The sequence below is a fragment of the Thermoanaerobacterium thermosulfurigenes genome (assembly GCF_051201035.1).
In the GTDB taxonomy this organism is placed as follows: domain Bacteria; phylum Bacillota; class Thermoanaerobacteria; order Thermoanaerobacterales; family Thermoanaerobacteraceae; genus Thermoanaerobacterium; species Thermoanaerobacterium thermosulfurigenes.
The window spans coordinates 1-17,766 of the sequence record NZ_JBPODR010000016.1; the positions used below are offsets into that span (position 1 = coordinate 1).

The 17,766-nt window shown below is 37.0% G+C and carries 11 protein-coding genes; all 11 read left to right on the plus strand.

The genetic code is table 11. The features are described from left to right. The first annotated feature begins 171 nt into the window (after positions 1-171). The gene (locus tag HNR52_RS07600; protein ID WP_435620189.1) at positions 172-6,651 is read left to right on the plus strand and encodes a pectinesterase family protein; all 6,480 of its coding nucleotides are present in this window, start codon (positions 172-174) and stop codon (positions 6,649-6,651) included. A gap of 221 nt (positions 6,652-6,872) precedes the next feature. Further along, a complete protein-coding gene (locus HNR52_RS07605) occupies positions 6,873-7,133 on the plus strand; it encodes a YgiT-type zinc finger protein (RefSeq protein ID WP_435620190.1) in 261 nt (86 codons plus the stop codon). Between the two features lie 119 nt (positions 7,134-7,252). Then, positions 7,253-7,504: a type II toxin-antitoxin system HicA family toxin gene (locus tag HNR52_RS07610; RefSeq protein WP_435620191.1), complete on the plus strand. Its 252-nt coding sequence runs from the start codon at positions 7,253-7,255 to the stop codon at positions 7,502-7,504. Between the two features lie 30 nt (positions 7,505-7,534). Beyond that, a complete protein-coding gene (locus tag HNR52_RS07615) occupies positions 7,535-8,020 on the plus strand; it encodes a type II toxin-antitoxin system HicB family antitoxin (protein WP_435620192.1) in 486 nt (161 codons plus the stop codon). 4 nt (positions 8,021-8,024) lie between these two features. Next, positions 8,025-8,441: a hypothetical protein gene (locus HNR52_RS07620; RefSeq protein ID WP_435620193.1), complete on the plus strand. Its 417-nt coding sequence runs from the start codon at positions 8,025-8,027 to the stop codon at positions 8,439-8,441. Between the two features lie 404 nt (positions 8,442-8,845). Beyond that, complete coding sequence (locus HNR52_RS07625; RefSeq protein ID WP_435620194.1) at positions 8,846-10,594, plus strand: ABC transporter ATP-binding protein; 1,749 nt, start codon at positions 8,846-8,848, stop codon at positions 10,592-10,594. Between the two features lie 33 nt (positions 10,595-10,627). After that, positions 10,628-12,412, plus strand: a complete 1,785-nt coding sequence (locus tag HNR52_RS07630; RefSeq protein WP_435620195.1) for an ABC transporter ATP-binding protein — start codon at positions 10,628-10,630, stop codon at positions 12,410-12,412. A gap of 268 nt (positions 12,413-12,680) precedes the next feature. Beyond that, positions 12,681-14,594 (plus strand): FAD-dependent oxidoreductase, encoded by a 1,914-nt coding sequence (locus HNR52_RS07635; protein WP_435620196.1) that lies wholly within the window; start codon positions 12,681-12,683, stop codon positions 14,592-14,594. Positions 14,595-14,801: 207 nt separating this feature from the next. Continuing rightward, positions 14,802-16,232 (plus strand): N-acetylmuramoyl-L-alanine amidase, encoded by a 1,431-nt coding sequence (locus HNR52_RS07640; RefSeq protein WP_435620197.1) that lies wholly within the window; start codon positions 14,802-14,804, stop codon positions 16,230-16,232. Between the two features lie 189 nt (positions 16,233-16,421). Further along, positions 16,422-16,775, plus strand: coding sequence for a response regulator (locus tag HNR52_RS07645; RefSeq protein ID WP_013788939.1), 354 nt, complete (start codon positions 16,422-16,424; stop codon positions 16,773-16,775). Positions 16,776-16,848: 73 nt separating this feature from the next. After that, on the plus strand, positions 16,849-17,700 hold the full coding sequence (locus HNR52_RS07650; protein WP_013788938.1) for a class II fructose-1,6-bisphosphate aldolase: 852 nt from the start codon (positions 16,849-16,851) through the stop codon (positions 17,698-17,700). The last annotated feature ends 66 nt before the right edge of the window (positions 17,701-17,766 follow it).

Here is a 17,766-nt window from a genome sequence, read left to right on the forward strand (position 1 = left end):
TATAAAGAAAAAATCTTACAATGTAAATAAAGATGTAAATGAATTGGAAATCGAAAAAGGATTTCAGAATGAAATTTTGGGGGATAAATTTAAAAGATGTCTCCTGAAATTCAGATATATCAGGCAACAGAAGTTGCCGAAAATATTCATAATGTTTTAGGAGGGAAAATGATGGGTATAGGAAAGAAGCTTAATAGCTTTGTTTCGTTCTTATTGGCATTTCTCATGGTGTTTACAATGCCAATGAGTGAAGCATTTGCAGATACTACTTCTTCTGGACCGGCTGCACCTTTGAATCTGCAAGTTTTATCAGGTTCTGTAACAGATACGGGTTTTACTCTTGTTTGGCATAAACCGGATAATTACAGTGATATTATCGACTACAAGATTACTGTAAGCGATAGTGTCTATGAACAAGTGTACTATGCAAGTGAGAATCAAACTGTCGCAAGTCCATATATTAAGCAATTTTACGATAATAATGTAGGAGATTTAAAGGATGACAGTGGAAATACTGTGATGAGTGCATATAAGATTTCTATGCATTCATTTGTGCTTACAGGGCTTAAACCTGATACGCCGTATACGATTCAAGTACAGTCTATCGATGCTAATGGCGATGTATCAACACCAGTTACAATAACTCAAAGCACTGCGCCTTCAATACCGAGTGAAAACATCATAAATATAGAGTCAACAGGTGCTGTAGGTGATGGCGTGCTGGCGGACGATGTAAACGGAATACCGTCATCAGGTACTTTAAATACGGCAGCAATACAAAAGGCGATTGACGAATGTCCAGACGGTGGCGTTGTATTGGTGCCTGCAGGGAAAATATTTGTCACAGGACCTATACATCTTAAAAGCAATATGACACTTGATGTAGAAGGTACGCTTTTAGGTACCACAGATCCAAACCAATATCCAAATCCATACGATACTGATCCGAGCCAAGTAGGACAGAAGTCAGCGCCTCTTATTTCTACAGTCAGCACGGATGTGTACGGCAATACGATACAGTATCAAAATATAAGGATTGTAGGACATGGCTTGATAAACGGTAATGGATGGGCGCAAGTTTCCAGCAAAGATACCAGCGTGCCAATTGATGATCAGTTTGATCAGTATCAAAAGGGAAATAGCAGCAACATATCGACTACTGCGAAAAACCACCTTGCATTGAATCAGTTTAATAAATATTCAGCGCAAGGCACCAGCAATGCCTATGCTACAAGGTCTAACTTGATGGTATTTAACAATGTCAATGGACTTTACATCGGTGACGGGCTTACGGTGACAAATCCGTCTTTCCATACAATATCTGTCACAAATTCGCAGAATGTTGTTTTAAATCAATTGATTGCTTCAACTTATGACTGCAATAATGGCGATGGTATAGACTTTGGCAACAGCACAGGTTTGACTGTCGTAAATTCTGTATTCAATACAGGGGATGACGATGTCAACTTCGATGCAGGCGTTGGACTTTCAGGTGAACAAAATCCTCCAACGGGAGATGCATGGGTGTTTGACAACTACTTTGGTAGAGGACATGGTGTAATAGCTATGGGCAGCCATACTGCAGCGTGGATTCAGAACATTTTAGCTGAGGACAATGTCATAAATGGAACTGCTATAGGGCTAAGAGGTAAATCTCAAAGCGGCAATGGCGGTGGTGCAAGAAATATTACATTTAGAGATAGTGCCCTTGCGTATATAACAGATAATGACGGTTCACCATTCTTGCTAACGGATGGATACTCAAGTGCATTACCTACAGATACCAGCAATTGGGCACCAGATGAGCCGACATTCCATGACATTACGGTGGAAAATTGTACGGTAAATGGCTCTAAAAAATACGCCATAATGTTCCAGGGTGCGCCAGATGGATTTGATTACAACATTACTTTTAACAACGTATTTTTTGGCGCTGGAACATATCAGACGAAGATTTACTATTTGAAAAACAGTACATTCAATAACGTAGTTTTCTATGGCTCTACCACTAATTACGACGGTGATCGAACGACACCTGTAAATCCATGGCATCTTGTTCATTCAACTAATATACAGTTTACGGGAAATACTACACAGCCGCAGATTCCAGAGTGGCCATCAAATAGCACAGCTACGGTGTCAAATGTGACGTACGACAGTGCATCGATAACTTGGACAAGTGCAGTTTCTGGCACTTATACAGGATATCAGCTTGTAAGTGCAGACGGCACCATATTGGGAAAGGCTGATGGAAACACTACGACTTACGACCTTACAGGACTTAATCCAGATACTCAGTATACAATAACTGTTGAAGCGACAGATGATCAAAACAATACGATTTTTGGGCCGATAGTTACATTTACTACTGCCAAGGCAAGCACTGCAGGGCAGGAAGGCGGTGGAACGGAGACGATAGATTACAACAAAATAGATGTATGGGACTTTGGTGCGGAACAGTTAGATCCGACAAAATATAACAATAAGTTAACTGTGGACATTATAAACAGCTTGTATCCAGGCATTACTCCAGGAACATCGGGCGTTACGATAAATGGCTTTACACTTAACAATGGAGAATTTGTCTTTAATGATGGAGGGAAATTAAATACACACAGGCTAAGGACAATAAATACAAGCTTAACCCGGTATGACTCGAAATCTTTGAAAAGCAGTGATGGAAGTACAATTTATTCAGGATATCTTTATTCAAATTCAAGTGCAAATCCTAATGTATATATAGGGGTTTATTTGCAAAAAGACGATATTGTAACTTTGGTAGTAGCATCGAATGGAAATCCTTCTACAATTGCTTTTGAGTCGCCAAGCGGCAATGTTTCTACACAAGTCCATACTTTAGGTTCAAGTACTGCGAGTGTAATGACATTCTATGCATCTGAAGAAGGGCTTTACAAGATATATTCTAAAGATGAAAAGCTTGTAGTGGCCAGGGTTTACAGACAGCATACAAGGCCAGTAACTGTAAGTGGCACAGTATCAGCTCCGTCAGATCTTTCGAATTATGGAATTACATTCACAAATAAAGAAAACGGAGAAGTTACAACGGCAGATGTTGTCAATGGGAAATACACAGTAACATTAAACGAGAATTATGATTATGACGTAAGCCTAAACAATGCCAATGGATACCTTATTACAAGTGCGAAAACACTGTCAATAGCAAATGGTGCTGGTGATCAGACGTTTGATGTCAGTGTAGAAAAGGCGTCTCTTGTAACATTGACAGGACATATTACAGGGCTCTCGCAGGATGCGCTGGATAAGCTAAAACTAAACTTTGTATCTTCAAATATTTATGTGCCACAAATAAGCATATCAAGCGATGGATCTTACACTGTTCAGCTTGAAAATGGTGTAACTTATACCATAGATGCGGAGGGTGTTAATGATTATACCCTTAATGAAAATACGATAAGTGCGAATAGCGATGAAACGCATGATTTTGTGTTTACGCCAAAGCCTACTTATCAAATTACTGTAAATACAACAGGACTCGATGATGCTATAAAAAACAGTGCTACAATTACATTTACAAACATAAACGAGCCAGGCTATAGCTATACTTTTAATCTAACTGATAGCAACATTAGCTTGAGAGATGGGCAATATAAGATTAGCATAAAAGGAACAGGTGAATATCCGGTTGTATTGACTCCAACACCTGATTTGATAGTAAAAGATGCACCTGCTACAGTTAATTTGAATTTTAAACCTATAGCAAAATGGGATTTTGCCATGTACAACTCTATTGCATTGGGACCAGGTATTGAGACGATTAATGGTTCTAACTACTATTTAGGTCTCAAACTTTCAAGCAGTGGAGTCTTTGAAAATAATTATTATCTACTGCTTTCCAAAGGCGGAACTATAGATGTTCCTGTAAAATCAGGAGACATAGTCTTTGTAAGTTACACAAGTAGTGCGGCATTTAATTTTAATAATGACGTTACTACAAATGTAGATGTCAACTTAGGAAGCACAAATCAAATTAAGACGGCTACTTATGTTGCACAAAGCGATGGATACGTGACTTTAACTGGTATTGCTGGCAATAATGCATCACAAACATATTTAACCAGTATTAGGGTTTATACTCCGGTTCCTTATAAAGAAACTATAACTGTAGGACCAAAAGATTGTGATTATACGTCAATTAGTGATGCATTAGATGCTGTTAGAGCAATGTATCGTCCAAACAACGAAAGAGTCACTATTGAAGTTCAACCAGGTAATTACGAAGAGATGTTGGTTGTAGATGTGCCGAATGTTACCATAAAAAATGCAAGTACACAACCAAGCATTAATTTGACAGATGAGGGCGTTGGAATTGACAAAAATGCAGTAAGAATAACTTCATATTACGGTACGGGGTATAGCTACTATAGCATGGGCCCAGATGGCAAGTATCATGCAGATTTATTAGCTGTAAATAAGGCAAATGGCTATTTGGCATACCACAACCCAGGTGCAGGCACTACGAATGGCAGTTTCTGGAATGCAACAGTGGTTGTCTATGCCGATGGATTTGAGGCAGATGGGATCATATTTGAAAATTCATATAACCAATATATATCCGATAAAGAAGCCAATGATGTGGTTGTACCAGATGTTGGCAATAAAGGTGTAAGACCTACAGATGCAGGCGACACTGCAGTCCAAAACAAATCATTTGTAGAAAGAGCTGCTGCGCTTGCAATAGCTGATAATGCTAAGCAAATTTACTTTAACAATTGTAGATTTGTTGGAAGGCAAGATACACTATATGGTGGAAACAATTCGATAGCAGCATTTAATAAAAGCGTAATAATGGGTTCAACTGATTATATATTTGGACCTATGACAGCCGTTTTCTATAAGTGTAAGCTTGTTTTCAACACAAGCGATGCAAGCAACGATGTAGGGTATATTACCGCTGCTCAGCAGTCATCTGGGAGAGGTTTCTTGATGTACAATTGTACTGTAACATCAACGACACCTGGTGTTGATACTGCATCTACAAAACATTCTAAACCGGGTTATTTTGGCAGACCTTGGTTGGCAAACACCAGCGAAGTTGTGTTTGATAAGACTATAATAGAACCTACTGATTATTCCGGAACTTTGCAATCACTGATACAGCCAGCAGGTTGGCTTTCAACGCTTGGAGGAACATCACCGAAGATGTATGAATATGATACTATGGAAGCCTTAGCAGGTGTTGACAATACATCCCAAAGAGTTTCTTGGGCTACAGTAATTAAGGATGGAAAACTGTCAGATGGCACAGATATTTCCACTGCAGATAAGGCTATTACAGCATTTCTTGGAGATTGGATACCTTTTAATATAGATCCTCAAGATGATGTTGCGGTTATAGTAAATCCAAGCGAAAATGGCAGCAGTGGTAATGGCACTACAGGGCAGGAAGGCGGAAACACTGGCGGCAGTACCAGCAATAGCGGCAGTAGCACAGGCAGTACAAACAATAACAGTGGAAACGGCAGCACAATTAGCACAAGCAATAACAATGGTGGTGCAAGCAATACAATAGGTGTTATAACAAAGAATGGCAACATTATTACATTGACGCTTGATGCAGGAAAAGCTAAAGACCTGATAATAAATTCAAAAGACAAGAAAGTAGTATTTGACATAACAACAATAGGTGAAGGACAGCAAAAAGTCGTGCAGATTTCCAAAGACATTTTAGATACAAGTGCTGCTAACGGCAAAGACATCGTCATAAAATCAGACAACGCATCAATAGAACTTACAAAAGCTGCACTTAACCAAAACCAGATACAAAACGGCGTCAATGTATCTATAAAAGACAATGGAAAGCCTAATGTAACAAATTATGTGCCACTTTCTAATGTAGTAGACATAACAATAGGTAGTAGCAGTGGAAATGTAGCATTGGCAAAACCAGTAGAAGTAACACTGAACATATCAAAAGCTAACGATCCAAGAAAAGTAGCAGTTTACTACTACAACCCAACGACAAATCAATGGGAGTACGTGGGTGGAAAAGTAGACGTGTCATCTGGGACAATAACATTCAATGCAACGCACTTCTCTCAATATGCTGCATTAGAATACGACAAGACATTTGATGACATAAAAGACAATTGGGCGAAAGACGTAATAGAAGTATTAGCATCAAGGCATATAGTAGAAGGAATGACAGATACTCAGTATGAACCCAATAAGACAGTAACGAGAGCAGAATTCACAGCAATGATACTGAGGCTTTTAAACATAAAAGAAGAAGCATACAGCGGAGAATTTAGTGATGTTAAGAGCGGAGACTGGTATGCAAACGCAATAGAAGCAGCATACAAAGCAGGAATAATAGAAGGTGACGGAAAGAACGCAAGGCCCAATGACAATATAACAAGAGAAGAGATGACAGCAATAGCAATGAGAGCATACGAGATGCTGACACAGTACAAAGAAGAAAACATAGGTGCTACATCATTTAGCGATGACAAATCCATAAGCGACTGGGCAAGGAATGTAGTAGCAAATGCAGCGAAATTAGGAATAGTAAATGGAGAACCCAACAATGTATTTGCACCTAAAGGTGTAGCTACGAGAGCAGAAGCAGCGGCTATCATATACGGCTTATTAGAGAAAAGCGGAAACATATAATCATTTCAACTGCCAACACTTCGTAAGAAGCTGTTGGCAGTTAGCTTTTTTAAAGCATAGTTTAAATATTTGATATGATGTAATTAAATTAAAGGTTATTAATATATGAATGATTTTGATATAAAAATGATCAAGAAATTGATATTAAAAGGTCAATGGTTATTGAGTGAACATGCTTTAGACAAACTACTTGAGAAAATTACCTCTTCCAAAATGGATTAATGAAAGAACAAGATGGGGCAAATATCATGAATGACAGGTGCTTTAAATGTGGTGGGAAATTGGAAAAGAAAGAGATAAGAATAGAAAAATGGATAGAGGATAAGCTTATTGTTATCGAGCATGTACCAGTAATGGAATGTGTAGAATGTGGTGAAAGGTATTTTGATGCAAATACATCGTTAAAGCTTGATGAGTATTTTTATGAGAAAAAACCTGTAAAGACAATCGAAGTTCCAGTCTTTGAATATAAAGAGTACTGATCATTTTAAGGATTTTTTTATAAATTTGTTGAATTACTTAATCAAAAATGATATTATATATAGTATCAAAATGTATAAGATAATTTCGTTTTGGGAATGCTTATATATGGAGGATTTCAATGAGTCAAATAGAAAAACTCTTTGAAAAGATAGAGAAGAATCCTAAGAATGTCAGGTATGAACAACTTGATAAGATTTTGAGGCATTTTGGTTTTGGTGTGCGAGAACCAAAAAGTGGTTCTAGTCATGTAACATATTTTCATCCTAAATTAGCGGATATATTGACAGTGCCTAAAGATAAACCTTTTGTCAAAGAGATCTATGTTAAAAAAGCTTTAAAGATGATTCAGGATATTAGATATTATGATTAAATTGGTGTTGATTGGAGAGGTGTTAGAATAATGGCAAACGAATTAAATTATAAAGTTGAACTTGTTAAACTTTCTGAAAAAGATGGTGGTGGCTATTTAGCGTATGTACCTAAATTGCCAGGTTGTATGAGTGATGGTGAGACTCCAGAAGAAGCTTTAAAAAACGTTCAAGACGCTATAAAATGCTGGGTAGAAACTGCAAAAGAATTAACCAGAGCAATTCCTGAATTTGATGAATATAAGGATGAAAATGATTATAGTGGGAAAATTCTTTTAAGAATGCCAAAAACTATGCATAAAATACTTTCTGAAATGGCCGAAAAAGAAGAAATAAGTTTAAATAATTTAATTCAGAATTTACTTTCGTTTGCTATTGGATATAAAAAAGGAGAAAAAAACGTGAATATAAATTATAATGTAGTAGTTACAAGTAAAATAAACAAAAAATCTAAAGATAAATGGTATGAGAGAATAAATTCAAATATTGATATAATAGAAAAATTAGCAATGAGGTGAAATTATGTCTAAGAAAAAAAAAGAAAGTATTATTGAAAAAATTGAAAACAACGAGATTATACTTAATAAAGTTGCTGGTGAAATAATATCTAATACTATTCTTGAAAATGATGGGGACATTAAACCTGTAGAAGAATTTGAATATGAAATATTACATGTTGATGATAATTCTGCTGAAATAAAATTAATAAGTCAAATAGGATTTGAACCAAAGACAATATTTAATATTGAAATTGAATTAATAGGAAAATTTAATTTCAAACAAACTATAACAATAAAAAAAATTGAAGAAAATATAATAGATATTTTGAATTTTATGGCGGATAAAATGAGTTTTATCGTTAGCTTTATTACTAATGAAATGTTAAAACAACCATATGTTTTACCGCCAATTGTTAAATTAAAAAATAATAAAAACTAAAAAAGTTAAAAAGCAGGCTTGATGTCTGCTTTTTTAATGCTTGTTAAGCTTCTGATCATTAAGGGTTTTTTTACTAAAATTTGTTGCAATCGTTTTGTCCCCAGTGGTATAATATTTGTAGTTTCTCTTTGAAAGGAAAGATTGTGATGATTAAGGGTGTTCTTAAATAAGCCATTAGACTGAAAATGGCATGATAAGTATGGCATTTTATTTTGAAGCCGTAAATTTCTGGCAATTTATTGGCTTTGTTTGCTATACTTTAAATTGTTTAAGAACACAGTCCAACACGATCTTTGCCTTTATACGCAATAATTGCACATATAATTATTGTGCATCAAAGTTTGCTTAAAAAGACTGTATAAGACTATGTTCTTGTACAGTCTTTATTTTTAGGGGGGATTTTTTTGAGGAGAGTCTTAAAATACGTCTTAAGGTACAAGTTATACGTGATAGTGCCATCTATTGCTATGGTACTGGCAATCGCACTTGATATGTTTAATCCATATCTACAGGAGGTAATTACCGACAAGGTATTTATAGGTGACGATAAGAGCCTTCTTTGGCCAATTTTGTGGGCTTTCATTGCCATCACAGCAGTGAGGGCTGTATTAGGATATTTAAGAGAGTATATATTTGATGTACTTTCAGCAAAGATAAGCGTAGACATAAAAAAGGACCTTTTTGACCACATTCAAAGCCTTCCTTTTAGCTTCTTTGACGGAATGAATACAGGTGAGCTTATGTCCAGGATAGGTGAAGATGTTGACAATGTGTGGAGGAGTATATCATTTGGCATAAGGCTTTTTATTGAAAATATGATATATTTTATCACTGCATCCACAATACTCTTTTTTATAAACTGGAAGCTTACTTTAGTAAGTCTTTTAGGAATGCCTATCATTGGATATCTTGCACTTCAGTTTGAAAAGAAGATTGGCATATCTTATGGGAAACTAAGCGATCAAGGTGTGCTTATGAATACGGCGGCACAGGAGAATATAGCAGGTGTGAGGCTTGTGAAGGCATTTGCGAGAGAAAAGTATGAAATCATGAAATTTTTAAACTTAAATAATGAAAATTTTGAGCTTAGCATGGAGCAAAACAGGATAGTGGCTAAGTATTTTCCGCCTATAGATTTTTTGACGAACTTCTCTATAGTCATATTGGTAGTCTTTGGCGGCATGTTGGTAATCAGAAGCTCTCTATCTATTGGAGAATTGGTGGCTTTTAGCGGATATATATACATGCTTATATGGCCTATGAGAATGCTGGGATTTTTGACGAATCTGATTGCACAGTCAGATGCGTCAGCTAAAAAGATAATGAGGATCATGGACATCGTTCCATCTATCAAAGACAGTGAAGATTCTGTAAGGATAAAAGAATTAAAAGGTGATGTGGAGTTTAAGCATGTGTTTTTTAAGTACAATGATGATATGGTCTTAAAAGATATAAATTTCAAGGTTTCAGCAGGTCAAACTGTAGCAATAATGGGTACAACTGGTTCCGGAAAGTCGTCTTTAGTAAACCTTATTGGCAGGTATTACGATGTCTCTGATGGTGCTGTATACATTGACGGCTACGACGTAAGGCGCATAAATCTTCACGATTTGAGAAGTCAGATGGCGGTGGTGCAGCAGGATACATTTTTGTTTTCTGAAAGCATCGAGGAGAATGTAAAATTTGGGAAAGAAGATGCATCATTTGAAGAGGTGAAAGAAGCATTAAGGCTGGCTTGTGCAGATGATTTTGTTGAGGAGTTTGACGACAAGTACGATACGATAGTAGGTGAAAGAGGTATCGGCTTATCAGGTGGTCAAAAGCAAAGGATAGCCATTGCGAGAGCCCTTATAAGGGATGCGAAGATATTGATACTTGATGATGCGACATCTGCACTTGACATGGATACAGAATTTAGACTTTTAAAAAATTTAAGTGAAAGGCGGAAAAACGCTACGACGTTTATCATTGCTCATAGAATATCGGCTGTTAAAAATGCAGACATGATCCTTTACATGGAAGATGGACGTATCGTTGAGAAGGGAACCCATGATGAGCTTCTTAAAAAGAGAGGTAGGTATTACGAGATTTATCTCGAGCAGTTTAAGGATTTTAGCGATGAAGAGTATAGCATTCCGGATGCTTGCAGCTAAAATATTCGTCAAACGATGGAGGGAGGCACGAAGATGGCTAAAAATATGGTAAAGCAAGATGAAGATTTAAGGCGAATGTCAAATTTTGTCATATTAAAAAGGCTTTTCAGCTACCTTGGCAGATACAAGTTTAAGGTATTTGTTGTGATAATGTTTTTGATATTTGAGATGACTGTAAGTTTGATAAACCCGGTTCTTATGAAGACGGCCATTGATAAAAACATACGAAATGGCGATATAAATGGGCTATTTATCATCGGAATTTTGATGGTGTCATTAAATTTCTTAGCGATGATGGCATCAAGAACCAGGATAGTAAAGATGGCTTCTGTCACAAATGATATACTTTTAAATATAAGGCATGAATTATATAGCCACATACAGAAGCTTTCGTTTTCTTTTTTTGACTCAAGGCCAGTAGGGAAAATTTTAGCAAGGGTCATAGGTGATGTGAATTCACTGCAGGATTTATTTAATAACAGCGTTACAAATTTTATACCGCAGATATTGACGGTAATATGTGTTGGCGCTATGATGTTTTATTTAAATAGCAAATTGGCTATGGCTTCCATGATTTTGCTGCCGATGCTTGTGATTGGTCTTTTTTCGGTGGAGACTTTATCGAGAAGAAGATGGCAGGAATTTAGAAGAAAGAGGTCTACATTTAATGCGTATACACATGAAGATTTTTCAGGGATAAAAGTTGTACAGGAGTTTGCAAATGAAGACAAGACTTCTTCAGTGTTCTTTAAACTTGTCAAAGATATGATGGACAGTTTTATTAAAGCTGTGAGATTGAATGACCTTTTTTGGCCTATGGTTGATGCATCTTATGGGATTGGAGCCGTCATACTGTATTATTTTAGTGCAAAGTTTATGGGATACGGTATTACAATCGGGACAATAATAGCATTTACTATGTATATAGGCATGTTTTGGAGGCCAATTCTCGACATAAGCAATTTTTACAACAGTTTGGTCATGTCGTTTGCATCTGCAGAGAGAATATTTGAGATAATGGACATTGAGCCAGATATTGTAGACATGAAAAATGCTATTAAAATGCCTAAGATAAAAGGAAATGTGGAGTTTAAAAATGTAACGTTTGGTTATGACGATGGCAATGTTGTTTTAGATAATGTAAGTTTTAAAGTTAATGCTGGTGAAACTATCGCACTTGTTGGTCCTACCGGTGCAGGAAAGACTACGATTGTAAATCTCATAAGCCGCTTTTACGATCCGTCTAAAGGAGCTGTCTTGATAGATGGAAAAGACATAAAGCATGTGGAGCTGGAGTCTCTGAGAAGCCAGATGGGCATAATGTTGCAGGATACGTTTCTGTTTTCGGCTACAATAAAGGAAAATATAAGGTACGGAAAACTTGATGCTACAGACGAGGAAATCATAGCCGCAGCAAAAGCCGTAAATGCCCATGAATTCATAATAAAAATGGAAAAAGGCTATGATACAGAGGTAAACGAGAGAGGATCAAGGCTTTCTGTAGGGCAAAGACAGTTAATATCATTTGCAAGGGCACTTCTGGCAAACCCGCGAATATTGATTTTAGATGAAGCCACATCTAACATAGATACTCAGACGGAAAGGCTTGTGCAACAAGGTATAAAAAAGCTTCTTTCTGGAAGGACGTCTTTTGTCATAGCCCACAGGCTTTCTACCATAAGAGATGCCGATAGGATAATGGTGGTAGATGGAGGAAGAATCGTAGAGGTAGGGACGCATGATGAGCTTATGAATCTTAAAGGCCTTTATTACGACCTTTACATGTCACAGTACAAATTTTTAAGTGAAGGAGCTTAAATATATAGGCGGAGGGTGAAAATTTTCATCTTCTGCCTTTTTATATCACATAAATTTCACAAAATTTTCACATCAAAATTATAAAGTACAGTTGTAGTATTTTTTACAAGATTATTAAACCAAGTGATAATGATGGAGATGATAGGATGTCAAAATTATTGACAAAAGAAGAGGAAAAAAATTTATTCGAAAGGCTGAGAAATTTATATTCAAATATAGGCAAATCATGATATAATCAACATATGAGTAATATGTTGAGGTGATTTTTTTGCCTAAGAAGTATTTTATAATCATCATTACGCTTTTCATCGTATCAGTATTAATAATAACAGCGGTAGGCGGGTATTTTTATGTGGGAAAATACAAAAAAGCGCCCCAAAAGACATCATTAAAGGTTATAGAAGAAAATGGGAATCTTCCAAACCCTATAGAGCTTAATCTGCCGAAAGACGAAAGTCAATACGATGTCATAGTCGTAGGAGCAGAGCCAGAAGGCGTCGCCGCTGCAAGGTCTGCTGCAAAAAATGACGCCAAAGTCCTTATAATCGACAATCACGATGGTCCCGGCGGCCTCATGACATACGGTATGCTAAATACAATCGACATGAGCATAGGTCCTGATGGTACATTGCTTACACAAGGCACATTCAAAGAGTTTTTTAAAGGCATAGGCTCAAAAAACTCCTTTGATGTAAAAAAGGCAAAAGAAGTATTCTTGAAGCTTTTAAGCCTTCCAAATATAACCCAGTCGTACAATACAGTATTTGAAAAGCCTATAATGAACGGAAACAAGATAATAGGCATAACAGCATTGAAGGACGGAAAAGAAGTAAACTACTACGGCAAAAGGATAATCGATGCAACACAGGATGCTTCAGTTGCAGCATCTGCAGGTGTGCCATACACAATCGGCGCAGAAGACATGGGCTTAAAAGGCAAAGTACAAGCATCGACTCTTGTCTTTAGATTAAAAGGTATTGACTGGGACAACCTAATAAAAATAATAAAATACGAAAAAAAGATACCAGAAACGTATATAAACAATACATCTGCAAATGGATTTCTATCCATCACAAAAAACTACAAGCCTTCAACGCCTATGCTTAGGTTAAGAGGTCTTAATCTCGGTAGACAAGATGACGGCACAGTATTAGTAAACGCACTTTTGATATACGGCGTAGACGGACTTAATCAATCATCAATAGAAAAAGGAATAGAATTAGCAAAGAAAGAGCTCCCAAGAATAGTGCAGTTTTTTAGAGAAAACATCCATGGTTTTGAGAAAGTGCAGCTTGACGGCACAGCAGACGAACTGTACGTAAGAGAGACGAGGCACATAAAAGGATATTACACACTTGACATAAACGATGTTGTATTCAATAGGGACTTTTACGACAGGATAGCCATAGGCTCATATCCAGTAGACGTACAAGCAACATCACCAGAAGACACGGGATATGTATACGGGAAGCCTGTAGAGTATGCAGTGCCATTTAGGTGCATAGTGCCTGAGAAGGTAGACAACCTTTTAGTAGTGGGGCGATCAGCATCCTACAGCCACTTAGCTGCAGGCTCTGCCAGAACAATACCAATAGGCATGGCAGAAGGAGATGCGGCAGGTGTAGCGTCAGCATACTCCATAGCCAAAGACAAATCATTTGAAGACATCGCAAAGAATGAAGAAGATATAAAGAACATACAGTCCATATTGGTAAGCCAAGGAGCGTACCTTAAACCGTTTAAAGTAGAAGAAGCTGTAGAAAAAAGTTGGGCCTTTGACGGGCTAAAATTTGCCCTTCGTTGGGGTCTTATAGTGCCTGGATACACAAATGACTACAAACTTGATGAAAACATAAAAAGCATATCATTTTATTATATGACGTACAAAATGATAGAAAGGTCTATGCCCAGTAAGCAACAGCTATTAAGCGAAAATAGTCAGTATCTGCAAAAATACATTGTAGACAAGCCTCTTACAAAAGAAGAATCTGCGGATATACTATTGACGTATGCTGGATACAGAAATGAGGAAAATGTCAATAGTGGAGATCTTTTTAAATTGGCTTATGAAAAAGGGCTTGTATCTAAAGAAGCGTATGCAGATGTTTTGAAAAGTGGATATGTAAAGTGGCAGGATGCCTATGACATGACACTGACATTGTATAATTATATTAATAGATAAGCTATAAAAAATACCTGGAGACAGGTATTTTTTTGTAATACGGTGGCGAAAAAAGTCTATTAATGGCATATTGAAAATCAAGAAGTGCTGGTTATCCATAATAAGTTAATAAATTGTAATGTGTCTGTAACTTATCTGTAATAAAAATAGGCTATCATGTAAATATGTTTATAAATAATAGAATTTTTGTCGAAAGGGGGTAGAGAATTGAGAAAAGCCATCGCGATTCTATCCATTTTGCTTTTTGTTTTGGCATTTAACGCTACTTCGTACGCATTAAGCGGAAATATCGTTGTAGACGGCAAAGTCGTAAATTACAACGTGCCTGATGTCAGCATAACTGTAGATGGAAACCCATTTAATACATACGGCAATCCACCACTTATATTGGATGGGAACACCATAGTACCATTAAGGTCGATTGCACAAGGATTAGGTGCCAGTGTAAACTGGGATGGGACAACTCAGATGATAACTATAACGAAGGAAAAGGTCTTTAAATTTTTCATAGGCAAAAATTACGCCACTGTCGACGGAAACCAAGTACAACTTCCAGCGCCTGCAAGACTTATAAATTACGATACATCCTACGTTCCTATGAGATTTTTGTTTGAAAGTTTAGGGTATGATGTGAAATGGATAGGCGATAAGTATTTAATACAGGTCACATCAAAAACACCGGATCCACAAACATCAAACAATGTAAATATCACAAGCTTTAGCTCAACTTATGCAAATGGCGTTTACACAGTGACTTTGAAGGCGGATGGCCCATTGGTGTACCAAAAAGGGATTCTGACTGACAGCTCTGGCGTAAGAGTGTACTTCGACTTTGACAATGCTATAAATGCAGTTACTAATAAGCAGATCTCTATAAATCAAGGTGGACTTAACATGGCTTATATTGGACAGAACCAACTTCAGCCTGCCATAACAAGGTTTGTTGTAAGTATGTCTTCAAGCCTTCCATATACGATAACACAGTCACAAGACAAAAAGGAATTCGACATTTCATTTAATATTGGCAGTCCCAGCCAGACTTCCAATAACGGCCCGCTTATATACATAGATCCAGGACATGGAGGCTCTGACCCGGGGGCAATAGGAATTGGCGGCATACACGAAGCAGATATAGCATTGGCAATCGGGCTTAAGTTAAAAACACTTCTTGACAATGGTGGATTTCGCACCATGATGTCTCGCACCACAGATACGTATGTAGGACTTTATGATAGACCTGATCAGGCAAATAGTGCAGGTGCAGATGCGTTTGTAAGCATTCACTGCGATGCTTTTGACTCACCATCTGCAAATGGGACGACGGTTCTTTACTATCCAAATGGATACAATGGTGACACGAGGGATGACAAGACGTTTGCGCAAATAATACACGACAACTTGATGCAGGAAATAAACACGACGGATAGAGGTTTATCAGAGAGGCCTAATTTGGTGGTATTAAACCAGACGAAGATGGTTGCTGTCTTAGTGGAAACAGGATTCGTTACGAGCCCTACGGATGCTCAGCTTCTCACAGATGATAATTTCCAGTGGAAAGTGGCTCAAGGCATATACAATGGCATAGTACAGTATTTCAATGAGTTAAAGAGTGGTGCTATTAAATCTACTATTTCATAACATATAAGTATTATCGTTAAAAAAGAGTGGATATCTATCCGCTCCTTTTTTTAAAAAATTTTTTTTAGATTAAAGGAATATTAAAATTTTTGTAGAATATATATATTTGTGTGTGCGTTGGTAGAAAAACGTTTGAATTTGTTGAAAAATTAATTTATGAGTAAGTAAGCAGTAGGGAGGTTCTTGTAGTTGGGGAGGATTTTGATTGTAGATGATAACAAAGGTGTCTGTTCTCTCTTAAAAGAGCTTTTTACGATGGAGGGACACCTTGCAAAAACATGCAGTGAAATTGAAAGAGTACACGAAAAATTGGAAAGCTTTAAGCCTGATGTGAGCATTTTCGACATACATATAGGAAAGTGTGATGTTTTAGAGTTTACGAAAACTTTAAAAACGCGACACCCAGAGATGGAAATCATTTTCATGTCTGCTGATGATCCTGATGAATGTTTTAAAGGACAAAGGTTTATAAAAAAACCTTTCGACATTTTCAAAGTCAAGGAATACGTAAATAAAATTTTGCTGGAAAGAGTAGCAGTGTAAAGGTATCGCATAGGTACCTTTTTTCTTGATTTATATACGTTAATTGGTTAAAATATATTAAGGAGGTGTTATGATGTTAGTAACAGGTATAGAATTATTAAAAAAGGCCAATGAAGAAGGCTATGCAGTAGGTGCTTTTAATACGAGCAATCTTGAGATAACACAAGCCATTGTTGAGGCTGCAGAAGAGATGAAATCTCCTGCCATAATTCAGGTTAGTGAAGGCGGTTTAAAATATGCTGGCATAGAGACAATTTCTGCAATCGTAAGAACATTGGCAGCTAAAGCATCAGTTCCCATCGCATTACACTTAGATCACGGTACAGATTTCAACAATGTCATGAAGTGTCTCAGAAATGGTTGGACTTCAGTTATGATGGACGCATCAAAGTTACCCCTCGAGAAAAACATTGAAGTGACGAAAAACGTTGTAACTATTGCACACGGCATGGGTGTATCTGTAGAGGCAGAGATAGGCAAAATCGGCGGTACAGAAGACAATGTCACTGTTGACGAAAGAGAAGCATCTATGACAGACCCAGATGAAGCTTACAGGTTTGCAAAAGAGACGGGTGTTGATTACTTGGCAATATCCATAGGTACTGCACACGGTCCATACAAAGGTGAACCCAAACTTGACTTTGACAGGCTTGTAAAGATTAAAGAGATGCTTAAGATGCCTATAGTTCTTCACGGTGCATCAGGAGTTCCAGAAGCTGATATAAGGAAGGCAGTAAGCTTAGGTGTAAATAAGATAAATATCGACACTGACATAAGACAAGCTTTCGCTGCAAGGCTTAGAGAGCTATTGAAAAATGATGAAGAAGTGTACGATCCAAGGAAAATTTTAGGTCCATGCAAAGAAGCTATGAAAGAAGTAGTAAAGAACAAGATGAGGATGTTTGGCTCAGAAGGAAGAGCTTAAGTTTTAGATTCATAAGGGACGCTTTTTGCCCCTATGGGATAAATTTGTTTTAAAGGAGTGTGCAAT

Coding starts and splice junctions, on each gene's coding strand:
- HNR52_RS07600 (WP_435620189.1), top strand. CDS start 172: ATGGGTATAGGAAAGAAGCTTAATAGCTTTGTTTCGTTCTTATTGGCA.
- HNR52_RS07605 (WP_435620190.1), top strand. CDS start 6,873: ATGAAAGAACAAGATGGGGCAAATATCATGAATGACAGGTGCTTTAAA.
- HNR52_RS07610 (WP_435620191.1), top strand. CDS start 7,253: ATGAGTCAAATAGAAAAACTCTTTGAAAAGATAGAGAAGAATCCTAAG.
- HNR52_RS07615 (WP_435620192.1), top strand. CDS start 7,535: ATGGCAAACGAATTAAATTATAAAGTTGAACTTGTTAAACTTTCTGAA.
- HNR52_RS07620 (WP_435620193.1), top strand. CDS start 8,025: ATGTCTAAGAAAAAAAAAGAAAGTATTATTGAAAAAATTGAAAACAAC.
- HNR52_RS07630 (WP_435620195.1), top strand. CDS start 10,628: ATGGCTAAAAATATGGTAAAGCAAGATGAAGATTTAAGGCGAATGTCA.
- HNR52_RS07650 (WP_013788938.1), top strand. CDS start 16,849: ATGTTAGTAACAGGTATAGAATTATTAAAAAAGGCCAATGAAGAAGGC.